This window comes from Ensifer sp. Root278 (assembly GCF_001429285.1).
Taxonomy (GTDB): domain Bacteria; phylum Pseudomonadota; class Alphaproteobacteria; order Rhizobiales; family Rhizobiaceae; genus Ensifer.
Window position 1 is genome coordinate 556,312 of record NZ_LMJJ01000040.1, and the last position, 11,491, is coordinate 567,802.

An 11,491-nucleotide genomic window follows, 5' to 3' on the forward strand; every position below is an offset into this window, starting at 1 on the left:
GGCCCGGAACAGATGAAGGCCGAGCTGGAAGACAGCGAGCGGCTGCAGGCCATCAGCCTCGAACTGATCAAGGACGGGCGACCGCAGGCCGTCTACGAGACCATTTTGGATGGTGCGGCCGCCATCATGCGCTCGCAATTCGCCAGCCTGCAGATGCTGGATGCCGACCGGGGCGCCGCTGGAGAGCTACGCCTGCTTTCCCATCGCGGCTTCAGCGACGAGGCCGCGCAATTCTGGCATTGGGTCAGCATGGACCGGGCTTCCACCTGCGCGCTCGCCCTGCGCACCGGGCGGCGCGTCGTCGTTTCGGATGTCGAAACCGCTGCGTTCATGCAGGGTACGGCGGATCTGGCCCATTACCGGCAGAGCGGGATACGCGCCGTGCAGACCACGCCGCTCCATTCCCGCGTCGGAACGCTCATCGGGATGTTGTCGACCCATTGGGCGCATGTGCACCGACCGAAGGAGCGGGAACTGCGTCTCCTCGACGTGCTGGCACGACAGGCGGCCGACCTGATCGAGCGCGAGAAGACGGAGACGGCGCTTCGGGCGAGCGAGGAACGGTTGCGGACGGCGGTGGAGGTCGGCGGTCTGGGGCTCTGGGACTGGAATGTCCTAACCGGAGAGGTGCATTGGAGCGACGAGTATTTTCGCATGCTGGGTTACGGGGTGGACGAGGTGACGCCCAGCTATGAAAACTGGTCCGCGCGCATCCACCCGGATGACCGGGCGGAGACCGAGGCCTTGCTGCAGCACGCGCGGGAGGCCCGCACAGAGTTCGTCACGGAGTTTCGCACCCTGCATCCGAATGGCGCCGTTCGCTGGCTGCACGGCCGCGGCCGTTTCTTCTACGATCAAGGCGGGCAGGCGATCCGCATGGTGGGCGCGATGACCGACACCACCGAGCGGCGGCAATGGGAAGACCGCCAGAAGGCGCTGGTTGCCGAGCTGCAGCATCGCACCCGAAACCTCATGGCGGTTGTCCGGGCCGTTGCCGAAACCACCGCCCGCAGAGCCAAGGACCTGCCGGATTTCAGCGCGCATTTTCGCAGCCGCCTGTCGGCGCTGGCCAGGGTCCAGGGCCTGTTGTCGCGCCTGGCCAACCAGCAGCGGGTCACCTTCGATGAGCTGCTCCGGGCAGAACTGGCGGCGGTGGATGCGGATATGGGGCGTGTGCGGCTGGACGGTCCCAGCGGCGTGAAGCTGCGTTCGTCGACGGTGCAAACGCTGACCATGGCCCTTCATGAACTGGCCAACAATGCCGTCAAGTACGGTGCCTTGGGTCAGGCCGGTGCAGCACTTTCCGTTCGCTGGCATGTCGAGGCCGGGCAGGATCAAAAGCTCTGGCTTCACATCGACTGGCACGAAAGCGGCGTGCGCATGCCGCCGGCAACCGGTGCCGGCGAGGGCATCGGGCACGGGCGCGAACTGATCGAGCGGGCGCTGCCCTACCAGCTTGAGGCGAGAACGAGCTTCGCCCTTGGGCCGAATGGCCTGCGCTGCACCATCTCCATGCCGGTCTCCGAGCTCAACATGGCTCGATGAGGCAGGCTTCGACACTGTTCTGCAACCTTGCTCTGCCACTGCGAAGACACATCGCGAGGGGGGACGCGACTACCCGGCCAGAGGGGCTTCCATGAAGATGAGATGGTTGCGCAGTTCGGGAGGTGCTTTGTAGTAGGGTGCGATCTCCTGGAATCCCAGGGAGCGGTAGAGGCTCAACGCCTCATCGTGGTTGCGGCCGGTATCCAGCCGCATGGCGGCATAGCCCCGCTCGGCAGCCACGCGCACGAGGGCCTCGGCGAGACGGCGGCCCAGCCCCAAGCCTCGGCCCTCCGGGCTGATGAACATTCGCTTCATCTCGCATGTACGTTCGTCGATCCGCTGCATCATCACACAGCCGACCACCTTTCCGTTCAGGCGGGCAACAAGAATCTCCCCATCTGGAGCCGAATGGATTTTCGGCAGGCTGTCCAGGAGTGCGGCCCATTGTTCCGGCGTGTAGTACCGGTCGACGAACCAGGCGTTTTCGCCATAGCGCGATCGGCACCAGTCGAGGAAGCCGTTGCACAAGGATCGAATGGCAGGAAAGTCGTCAGCTTCGGCCGGGCCGATCTCGGAGTTCTGTTCCATCGCTGCGCTCCACTCACGAATTCTGCATCGGAAAGCGGGCGCTCCGTCCCGAGTTCCGCGGCCACCGAAAGGGAGGCCACAGTCGGGCCGGGCTCAAGGACTTGTCCGCTCTGACGAATGTCGTGGTTTCTGCCGCAACTGTAGTCGAAAAAGGCCCTGTTGACCATTTGCCGGTGCTGAGCGCGGCGCGCTTCTGCTTCCGCAAAAACGTGGGGCTTGCCGCGTCCCGCCATCCGGTGTTAATTGCATGCCATCGCGAAAAGCGACTGCTTCCCTTGATCCGCTCAGTGGCGGAGTAAACAGGTGGACGAATCCACGTCCAGGCAGTCAAGCACACGCCATCCCTGCCGTTTGAGCACGGATCGGCCAGCGTTTCCCAAAACCTATCGCCTGCATCGTCAGGTCACCCAATCGCAAGGCATCGGCGCCTCTTGGCGTGGGCGTGCTTGCGTTGATCGGAACGCATCATGAAGAAATCCCTCATCGTCATTTTTACTGCCATTGTGCTCGATGCCGTGGGCATCGGCCTCATCTTTCCCATCCTGCCTTCGCTGCTGAAGGACGTGATCCATGCCGACAACGTGGCGCCCTATATCGGCACGATGACCGCGCTCTACGCGGTCATGCAGTTCATCTGCGCGCCGGTGCTGGGTGCGCTCAGCGATCGGCTGGGCCGCCGGCCCGTGCTCTTGATCTCGCTCGCGGGTGCTGCGGTCAACTATCTGTTCCTCGCCTTTGCGCCCAATCTCTGGATGCTCTTTGCGGGCCGTGCGATCGCCGGGCTGACGAGCGCCAACATGTCGGTCGCAACCGCCTACCTCACCGACATCACGCCCGAGGACAAGCGTGCGCAGCGCTTCGGCCTGTTCAACGCCATGTTCGGCATCGGCTTCATCATCGGCCCGGTTCTCGGCGGCGTGCTCGGCGACCACTGGCTGCGTTTGCCCTTCGTCGCCGCGGCGGTCCTGAACGGCTGCAATTTGGCTCTGGCGTACTTCGTGCTGCCGGAGTCGCGCGCACCGAGCCGCGAGAGGATCGACCTTGCCGCGCTCAACCCGCTTCGGCCGCTGCGCTGGGTGTTCTCGGTGAAGAGCGTGCTGCCGATCGTCTTTCTCTTCCTGATCTTCAGCGCCACGGGCGAGGCCTATGGCACCTGCTGGGCGCTCTGGGGCAGCGAGACGTTCCAGTGGAACGGGCTCTGGATCGGCCTATCGCTCGGCGCCTTTGGCGTCTGCCAGACGTTTGCCCAGGCGGTTCTCCCGGGACCGGCCGTAAAACGCTTCGGCGAGCGCGGCGCCATTCTGGTGGGCGTCGCCGGCGTCTGCGTTGCCCTGACCGTCATGGCCTTTGCGACCGAGGGCTGGATGATCTTCGCGATCATGCCGGTCTTTGCGCTCGGCGGCATCGGCGTGCCGGCGCTGCAATCGCTCGCGACCCGGCAGGTCGACGAGAACCAGCAGGGCCAGTTCCAGGGCGTGCTGGCCTCGGCCGTGAGCCTGGCATCGATCATCAGTCCGCTCGCGTTCTCGAGCATCTACTTCGTCGTTCGCGCGCAATGGCCGGGCGCGATCTGGCTTTCGGTCGTCGTCGTTTATGCGCTGGGCGGGCTGCTGGTTCTCGGCCTGCGCCTGACGAAACCGGTGGCGGCCTCAGTCGCGTCATAACGCCCCGCGGGGCATGTGGATGGGATCGCAATGATCCCATCCGCTGCCGAGCGGGACGATGCTCCGAGGGGCTATTTCGATGGGCGATCCAGCCGCATCACCTTCTCCTCGCCGAGCATCATGCCGGTCTCGCGGAAACCGAAGCGGTGATAAAGGGCGTGGGCGCGGGTGTTTTCAGGGTAGACGCCGAGATAGATGTCGCCGCATTCGGGGATGCCGGCCATATGTTCCAGCAGGGCGGCAAGCGCCTTGACACCGTAGCCCTTGCCCTGGTGGCGGGCGTCGATCATCAGGCGGTAGATCCAGTGGTTGCCGTCATCCGGATCGAGCGCATACATGGCGAAGCCGACGGGGGCGCCTTCGGCTATCACAGCAAAGCCGACGCATTCGGGGCGTTCGGCGAGTTCTTGCAGCGACTCCTCGTTGCTGGCGATGAAGTCCATCTGGTTTTCATGCACGTCCAGTTTTCGGATGGTGTCGGGATCGACGGCATCGACTGGCAAAAGTGTGATCGTCATTCGTTTCCTCGTGTTTGACGCTCGGTGCCGGTATCCGGCGCGGCGTTTGCAGCACGCCCCTCATCCGCACGGTGAGGATTGCCCCTCATCCGCACGGTGAGGATTGCTCCTCATCCGCCTGCCGGCACCTTCTCCCCGCCTGCGGGGAGAAGGGACGCTGTGGCGCCTGCCTGTGTCCATCTCTAGCGTTCGCAGGTCGGGCCAATACGGTCTGGTCGCAGCCTTCAACCGGCTACGGCGAGGCGGGACGCTTACCGTTTCCCTCTCCCCACAGGCGGGGAAAAGGGGAGGGTGAGGGGCAGATTTGCGCGACGCGTGGCGCGTGTTCCGCCGGGAAAAGGCGTCAATAACAATTTGATTTATAAGTTGTTTCTGTTCAGGCCGAATCCGGCCCCCGGCAAGTCTAGCGCGGGAATCCGGAAAGGCGAGTCCTTGTCGTTAGGCTGCATTGCGGGAACATTGCGGGGCCGCTCTCGGCACTTCCGCCGGCTCCTGAGGATCAGTCTTCGTCCAGGATGCGCGGCTCGGGCGCGCCCGACCATTGAAAGGTGATGGTGCGGCCCTGGCGGATGTTCTGGATGACGGCGGGGCGGAAGACGGCGAGGCATTCGCCCTCGGGGTCGCGGGCGGAAGGGTAGATCAGGCCGTTGCCGCCTTCCGCCAGAATGGTGGCGGCGAGCGCCTGGCCGGCGGGGTAGGCGACCGTGGTATCGGGATCGAGATAGGCGGCTCCCTTTTCTCCGCGCGCATCATGAAAGCGGCAGGTGAAGCCGGCGATCAGTTCGCGGTAGCGGCCGATGTCGTGAAAGCTGCCGGCTTCGCTGAGCGCCCGGGTGCGGTGATAGACGATTTCCGCCTGGCAGGTTTGAAGCGCGCGCGGGCCGAAGGCGCAATACCAGGCGCCGCGCTCCTCGCCGTTGAAGCGGTTGCCCGGCGGGCGCGCATGGCAGAAGGCGGCATTGATCAGCGACCAGCCGTAGCCGAAGGTCTCGTTCAGCAGTTCGGCCGGATCGACGCCGACAGGCAGGGCGAGGGGGCTGAGGCGCGCCGAGGTGATCGCCTCCAGCCGGTTGAGGATATCGATCTCGTCGTCATCGTCGGCCAGCGGCTTGACGGCGGGCTCGTCAATATAGGCGGTCGAGATCAGCCGGACGGTCGCCGGCTCGTTGAAGTCGTTCTCTGATATCATAGGCCGCCGCGCAGGCCATCGAGATAGCGTCGCACCTTCAGCATCACCGGAATGCCGCCCTCGATCATGAGATCGACGGGCGAGTGGCCATTGAACAGCGGACCGGTATTGACCGCCTTCGGCCATTGATAGGTGAGCGGGCCGTTGAAGAAGAGCCGCAGCCCCTTGAAGATGCCGACGATCAGGCTCGCGCGCATGCGCTTGTCCTGGTCGAGCCTGCCCTTGAAGTCACCGGCCTTCATGCGGTTCCAGGTGGCGATCGGCACGTCGAAGAGCTGGGCGGCCTCCCTGTTGGTGAGGTTCCAGAAGTCGCAGGCTTTGACCACGGCCTTGACGATAACCGCCTCTTCCTGCCGGGCCGCTTGCCGATCGGGGGCGAAAGCCGGTTGAGCGCTGGCCATTTTTGTCTCCTATGCCGCGACTTCGTGTATCATATGATATGAAATGGCGATGCTGGGCGAGAAGTCAAGGGGCGATGGCGACGTTTGCTGTGCGGGGTGCTGCCGGAGAGACATCACCGCCGTGGCTCCGGCTGGATCGGAATTTTCCTGCGTGCGTGCCTCTGATGGGGAGCGATCGGTTCTCGAGGTCGATCCAACCCGTCAATTCAGGCCGGCACGGGCAAGTCCCTCGATGAGACGCGCCCGATCCTCGGCGCGAACGAAAGAAGATGTTGCTGCGACGGCGTCCCGTGAGATGTCAGGGACTAGCGACTTGAGCCGTCCGAGCAAGTCCGTGGCAGCCTCCTGGTTGTCCAGAAGTCCGGCACAGGCCGTGCCGATGATCAGCGGAACCGCGTGGCCGGACCGCAAGCGATGCGCCTCCCGTGCGTAACTCAATCCAAGTTCGTAATTCGCGCCCTGGAAATAAGCCATGGCGTAGTAAAACTGAAAGTCGCCGAGAAAAGCCTCGCGGGGGCTCAGTCTGAGGGCGTAGTCGATGCAAGGAATGGCGTCCGCCGCGCGGCCCCCGTTGGCATGCGCAAGCCCCAACTGGCCGTGCGCAAACGCGGAGTTGGGGTTGATCGCGACAGCCTGGCTGATCGCTGCCATCGCCAGGACATTGTCACGCGTCGCAAAGGCTATCATCGCCTGCGCAAGGTAAGTCCACTGTTCCTTATCGTCCGCGGCAATGGCTTGTTGGACGAAATCCCTGGCAAGGGCCAGGGCGTGTCCCATGTCCTCCCACCCCTGGAACGCGCGCCACACGGTAATCCAACCTTTCATCGCGAGCGCCTGGGCATAACCGGGAGCCAGTCCGATTGCCCGATCGAGCAGGGGGAGCATCTTGCCGCTGCTCTCCTCAGACAACTGGGAACACAGGAACACCGCCCGCACGACACATTCCCAAGCATCAAGGCCATGATGCGGCTTGGGGCTTTCGCGGGCATGCTCTGCCGCCAGGAGTTCCGGCCCGATGCGGCCGACGACGCTTGCAGTGATTTCGTCCTGAATGACGAAGATGTCGCCGAGGTCGCCGTCGTACCTCTCGGCCCAGAGTTGGACTTCGGAGGCCGCATCGATGAGCTGCGCGGTCACCCTTACCCGGTTGCCGGACTTGCGCACACTCCCCTCGAGAATATAGCGGATCCCGAGTTCGCGCCCGATGGCGCGCACATCCACGGGCTTTCCCTTGTAGGTGAACATCGTGTTGCGGGCGATCACGAAGAAGCCCTTGAGCTTGGATAGCGCGGTGGTGATGTCCTCGGTGAGTCCATCGCTGAAGAAGTCCTGCTCCGGGTCGGCGCTCATGACGTTGAACGGCAGCACGGCAATGGATGGTCGATCCGGAAGTGCGGGCCTGGGCGATACCGTTCCTGCGGTCGTCCTTTCCAGAAGGGGGCGGTACAGTCGCACCGGCCGCTCCATGTTCTTGAGCGCGCGTTCGCCGAGGTACTCATAGCCGCAGTCAAGCTTGCCCGGGAGGTGATCGTACGCCGTGCCGGAAATGCAAATGCCGCCTGGATCCGCCAAGGTCTGGAGGCGGGCCGCGATGTTGACGCCATCGCCGTAGAGATCCCCATCAACCTCATGGATCACATCACCGAGATTGACGCCGATCCGGAAGATGATGCGTCGCTCCGTCGGGATATCGGCCTGGTTCTCGGCAACCCCCTTCTGGATGGCGACCGCGCACGCGACGGCATCGACGACCGAGCCGAACTCCACGAGCGCACCGTCGCCCATCAGCTTGACAATACGGCCCTGATGGTCGGCCAGCAGCGGATCGATCACCTCCCGGCGCAGAACCTTGAGGGCCGACACCGTCCCAGCCTCGTCATGTTCGACGAGGTGGGAATAGCCGACGACATCAGCGGCCAGGATCGCGGCCAGCCGCCGCTCTGCTCTTGCAGTTGCCATGGCTGTCTCCCCCTCAGGAGATCCGCCGGATGAAGCCAGGCAATTGACGCGACATGCACCATCCGGCTGCCCGACACCGCGACCGTGCTGGTTCATGATACCACTGAGACGGTCGTATAGCGACGCTTCACGAGAGTACCGCCTTCAACAGGAACAGGATCCGCGAAGCGGTCACTGCAAAGGTCTGTTGCGGTCCAATGGAGAAGGGAGGTCGGTTTTCCTCACGAGATCGCGTCGGCCTTCATCGGAATCTTGTGGCACTTGCTCCATGATGCTGAAGAGGCGTTGGCGAGCCGGATAGGGCACCTTCCTCTACAAATGCGGCCCCAGCAGCGACAGATCCGCTTCGCCGAGCCGGTCCTTGGCGCTCCGGAGCTGGTGCCAGTAGGGGTAGATCACCGGCGGCAGGCTGACGGCGTCGAGCAGTTCCTTTTCCTCGTCGGAAAGCTTCAGGCCGGCGGCGGCGAGGTTGTCGCTGAACTGTGCTTCCGTGCGGCCGCCGATGATGACGGACGTGACGCCCTTGCGGCCGATCAGCCAGGCGAGCGCCACCTGCGCCGGGGAGACGCCGCGCTCGCCTGATATCGCCACCAGCATGTCGACGATCTTCCACAGCCGCGCCTCGTCGCGGATCGGCGGCTCGTTCCAGCCGGCGAGCTGGCGCGTTCCCTCTGATGTCTCGCCCGGCCGATGCTTGCCCGAGAGCAGGCCGCCTGCAAGCGGGCTCCAGACGAGCACGCCGAGCCCCTGATCGATCGAGATCGGCATCAGTTCGTATTCGGCCTCGCGGGCTTCCAGCGTATAGTGGATCTGCTGGCTGACGAAGCGCTGCCGGCCCTCGAGCGCGCTGATGCCGAGCGCCTTCATGATGTGCCAGCCGGAATAGTTGGAGCAGCCGATGTAGCGGACCTTGCCGCTTCGGACGAGGCTGTCGAGCGCTTCCATCGTTTCTTCGAGCGGCGTCTGGCCATCCCATTCATGCACCTGGTAGAGATCGATGACGTCGGTCTTCAGCCGCTTCAGGCTCGCCTCGCAGGCGGCGATCAGATGGTGGCGCGAGAGCCCGCCGTCGTTCGGTCCGGGCCCCATGGAGAAGCGTGCCTTGGTGGCGACCAGCACGCCGTTCTTGCGCTTGCCGCCAAGCACCTCGCCGATGATCTGCTCTGAGTAGCCGGTCGAATAGATATCGGCGGTGTCGATCAGGTTGACGCCGGCGTCGAGGCAGAGATCGACGTAGCGGCGGGCGTCCTTGAGGCCGACATTGCCGACCTCGGCGAACTTGCCGCGGCCGCCAATCGTCATCGTGCCCATGGTGATAACAGAGATTTTCAGGCCGGAGCGGCCGAGCAGCCGGTATTCCATGGTCTCGGATCCTTTGCTGATGCGCTGGGAAAGCAACGAAAACGCAAGCCTCCGTTGTGGAACAAACCGAAGGCGACAGGCGGTAAGGTAGCGGCCTGTGCCGGGCGGGCAAGATGTGTATGCCTGCACCGTCCTGCAATCGGATGTTGCGGTTCTTGAGGCTCCTGTTTCTTAGGGCTGGCTTGAAGATGGCGGAATGCTATCGTCTCTGCCGAGAGATGAGGGGGGTCACTCGATGAGCGTTGCCAAGAGTTTGCTGTCCGCATAGGCAATCGCTGCCGGCCTGTGTTGCGTGGTCGCGCCTTCGACGGCGAACGCGGCTGAAAACGGTGCCGGCTTCTATCTGCTCGGTGCCCGTGGCCCGATGGCCGGCCTTCTCGCACCGCCCGGAACCTACTTTCAGAACGACACCTATTTCTATGTCGGTGAAAGCAGCTTCCGCTCGGCGGCCAGATCGTCGGCGAAGTCGACGCGACCCTGATCGGCGTCTTCGGCACCGGCCTCTGGGTCATGCCCGAGGAGGTGCTCGGCGGCAATCTCGGCTTTACCGCGATCGTGCCTTTCGGCGGCCCCGACATCGATGCAACGCTGTCAGCGCCGAGGGCCGGCCGTTCGGCCTCCGCAAGCGACTCGATCTTCACCATCGGCGACCCGGTGGTTGGCGCCGTGCTCGGCTGGCACGAAGGCGATTTCCACTGGACGGCGAACGCCAGCCTCAACGTGCCGATCGGCGACTACCAGAAAGGCGAGCTCGCCAATCTCTCCTTCAATCGCTGGGCAGGCGACTTCACCCTTGCCGGCACCTGGTTCAACCCGGAAGCCGGTTTCGACCTTTCGGGTGCGGCGGGCTTCACCTTCAACGGCGAGAACCCGGCGACGGACTATCGCACGGGTACGGAATTCCACGCGGAATGGGCGGTTACCAGGCACTTCGGCCAGGATTTCTCCGCCGGCGTGGCGGGCTACTTCTACCAGCAGGTGACGGGCGACAGCGGTCCCGGTGCAAGCCTCGGCGACTTCAAGGGCCGTATCGCCGCAATCGGCGGCACCATGGGCTACAATTTCAAGATGGCCGAGACGCCGGTCTCTCTGACGCTGAAGATTTTCCAGGAATTCGGCGCCAAGAACCGGCCGGAGGGTACCGCCGGCTTCGTCACCATCGCCTTCCCAATCGGCACGCCGCCGGCGCAGGTGAAGTAGCATCGACTATAGAGGGAAGCCCCTCATCCGCCTGCCGGCACCTTCTCCCCGCGGGCGGGGAGAAGGGACATGTGGCAACCGCTCGTCTCAACAGCAAGCATCTTCGATTTTTCTCTGACGGCGGCTCCGCTCGACAACGCTGCGAAGGGGCACGTTCCCTCGCCCCGCAGACGGGGAGAGGGTTAGTCCTCGGGTTAACCCCGAGGAGAGGGGCAAGCTTCGCTCATGCTGGCGCTTTCAGGAGCGGACGGGGCGGTGGAAGGCGTCACCGCGTCTTTCCCATATCGATTCACGAAGGCGCTCTATCTCCCTGTATCCCCTTGTGTTTCTAGCGCTTGGCTCACATCTCGAAAAACCGCTCGGGCATCAGGTTCCGGTAGGGAAACATATGGAAATAAGGCCGCGCTTCGGTGAGCACGCGGCGCACGGAGGCGCGCTCAAGCAGGCGCTCGAAATAGGCTGCGAGATGCGGGTATTTCTCATCGAAGGGCTCGACGATGCCGCCATAGAAGAGCGCAGGCGTGGCCGCGCAATCGGCAAGGCTGAAGGCATCGCCGGCGGCGAAGGTGTTCTCAGTGAAATGCTTGTCGGCCATGCCATAGGCAACGGCAAGGGAAGCGCGGGCGTCGGTGACGCCGCGATGGTCGTTTTCGCCTGATGCACGCAGCGTATCGGTGACGATCTTCTGCATCGGCACATGGATGTAGAGATCGAAGAAGCGATCCCAGAGGCGCGCCTTGAGGGCGGTATCCTGATCGTCGGGGATCAGCCGCTGGCGGCCGGGATAGTGGCGGTCGAGATATTCGATGATGATGGAGGTTTCGGGCATCACGACATTACGGGCGCTGTCGGTCAGAACCGGCATCTTGCCGACCGGCCAGAGTGCTGCAAAGCGGGCCGCTTCCTCAGGATCGAGCAGATCGACAAGGCTGCTCTTGAAGGGGGTATCGTTCTCGTAAAGCGCGATCAGCACCTTATGGCAGAAGGACGCAAGCGGATGCTGGTAAAGCGTGAGGGACATGCGGACGGTCTCCGGCTCGGACGGTTCCAATGAATGGATGGCGC

At 63.8% G+C, this 11,491-nt stretch carries 11 protein-coding genes; 4 read left to right on the forward strand and 7 right to left on the reverse strand.

Annotated features, from left to right (window positions below; translation table 11 throughout):
- The first annotated feature begins 12 nt into the window (after positions 1-12).
- Complete coding sequence (locus ASE60_RS24495) at positions 13-1,545, forward strand: PAS domain-containing protein (protein WP_162261324.1); 1,533 nt, start codon at positions 13-15, stop codon at positions 1,543-1,545.
- A gap of 69 nt (positions 1,546-1,614) precedes the next feature.
- On the opposite strand, the gene ASE60_RS24500 is transcribed toward ASE60_RS24495, so the two are convergent.
- On the reverse strand, positions 1,615-2,133 hold the full coding sequence (locus ASE60_RS24500) for a GNAT family N-acetyltransferase (RefSeq protein ID WP_057253840.1): 519 nt from the start codon (positions 2,131-2,133) through the stop codon (positions 1,615-1,617).
- Positions 2,134-2,600: 467 nt separating this feature from the next.
- Between ASE60_RS24500 and ASE60_RS24505 the strand changes: the two genes are divergently transcribed.
- The gene (locus tag ASE60_RS24505) at positions 2,601-3,797 is read left to right on the forward strand and encodes a TCR/Tet family MFS transporter (protein ID WP_057253842.1); all 1,197 of its coding nucleotides are present in this window, start codon (positions 2,601-2,603) and stop codon (positions 3,795-3,797) included.
- 71 nt (positions 3,798-3,868) lie between these two features.
- Here ASE60_RS24505 and ASE60_RS24510 read toward each other — a convergent pair whose 3' ends face one another.
- From ASE60_RS24510 to ASE60_RS24530, 5 genes are all read right to left on the reverse strand, one after another.
- Positions 3,869-4,315: a GNAT family N-acetyltransferase gene (locus ASE60_RS24510; protein ID WP_057253844.1), complete on the reverse strand. Its 447-nt coding sequence runs from the start codon at positions 4,313-4,315 to the stop codon at positions 3,869-3,871.
- Positions 4,316-4,814: 499 nt separating this feature from the next.
- Positions 4,815-5,504 (reverse strand): RES family NAD+ phosphorylase, encoded by a 690-nt coding sequence (locus ASE60_RS24515; protein ID WP_057253846.1) that lies wholly within the window; start codon positions 5,502-5,504, stop codon positions 4,815-4,817.
- Positions 5,501-5,905, reverse strand: a complete 405-nt coding sequence (locus ASE60_RS35835; RefSeq protein WP_057253848.1) for an antitoxin Xre-like helix-turn-helix domain-containing protein — start codon at positions 5,903-5,905, stop codon at positions 5,501-5,503. The genes ASE60_RS24515 and ASE60_RS35835 overlap by 4 nt, the downstream gene beginning before the upstream one ends.
- Before the next feature lie 201 nt (positions 5,906-6,106).
- The gene (locus tag ASE60_RS24525) at positions 6,107-7,864 is read right to left on the reverse strand and encodes an adenylate/guanylate cyclase domain-containing protein (RefSeq protein ID WP_057253850.1); all 1,758 of its coding nucleotides are present in this window, start codon (positions 7,862-7,864) and stop codon (positions 6,107-6,109) included.
- A gap of 312 nt (positions 7,865-8,176) precedes the next feature.
- Entirely contained in the window at positions 8,177-9,226 is a 1,050-nt protein-coding gene (locus tag ASE60_RS24530) for an aldo/keto reductase (protein WP_057254418.1), read from the reverse strand.
- Positions 9,227-9,518: 292 nt separating this feature from the next.
- Between ASE60_RS24530 and ASE60_RS35840 the strand changes: the two genes are divergently transcribed.
- Both ASE60_RS35840 and ASE60_RS24535 read left to right on the forward strand, forming a co-directional pair.
- The gene (locus tag ASE60_RS35840) at positions 9,519-9,707 is read left to right on the forward strand and encodes a hypothetical protein (protein ID WP_244495692.1); all 189 of its coding nucleotides are present in this window, start codon (positions 9,519-9,521) and stop codon (positions 9,705-9,707) included.
- On the forward strand, positions 9,707-10,426 hold the full coding sequence (locus ASE60_RS24535; protein ID WP_244495712.1) for a transporter: 720 nt from the start codon (positions 9,707-9,709) through the stop codon (positions 10,424-10,426). Before ASE60_RS35840 ends, ASE60_RS24535 begins: the two co-directional genes overlap by 1 nt.
- Before the next feature lie 340 nt (positions 10,427-10,766).
- Here the strand turns inward: ASE60_RS24535 and ASE60_RS24540 are convergent, their stop codons facing one another.
- The gene (locus ASE60_RS24540) at positions 10,767-11,447 is read right to left on the reverse strand and encodes a glutathione S-transferase family protein (protein WP_057253852.1); all 681 of its coding nucleotides are present in this window, start codon (positions 11,445-11,447) and stop codon (positions 10,767-10,769) included.
- Positions 11,448-11,491 lie beyond the last annotated feature (44 nt).

Coding starts and splice junctions, on each gene's coding strand:
- ASE60_RS24495 (WP_162261324.1), top strand. CDS start 13: ATGAAGGCCGAGCTGGAAGACAGCGAGCGGCTGCAGGCCATCAGCCTC.
- ASE60_RS24500 (WP_057253840.1), bottom strand. CDS start 2,133: ATGGAACAGAACTCCGAGATCGGCCCGGCCGAAGCTGACGACTTTCCT.
- ASE60_RS24505 (WP_057253842.1), top strand. CDS start 2,601: ATGAAGAAATCCCTCATCGTCATTTTTACTGCCATTGTGCTCGATGCC.
- ASE60_RS24510 (WP_057253844.1), bottom strand. CDS start 4,315: ATGACGATCACACTTTTGCCAGTCGATGCCGTCGATCCCGACACCATC.
- ASE60_RS24515 (WP_057253846.1), bottom strand. CDS start 5,504: ATGATATCAGAGAACGACTTCAACGAGCCGGCGACCGTCCGGCTGATC.
- ASE60_RS35835 (WP_057253848.1), bottom strand. CDS start 5,905: ATGGCCAGCGCTCAACCGGCTTTCGCCCCCGATCGGCAAGCGGCCCGG.
- ASE60_RS24525 (WP_057253850.1), bottom strand. CDS start 7,864: ATGGCAACTGCAAGAGCAGAGCGGCGGCTGGCCGCGATCCTGGCCGCT.
- ASE60_RS24530 (WP_057254418.1), bottom strand. CDS start 9,226: ATGGAATACCGGCTGCTCGGCCGCTCCGGCCTGAAAATCTCTGTTATC.
- ASE60_RS24540 (WP_057253852.1), bottom strand. CDS start 11,447: ATGTCCCTCACGCTTTACCAGCATCCGCTTGCGTCCTTCTGCCATAAG.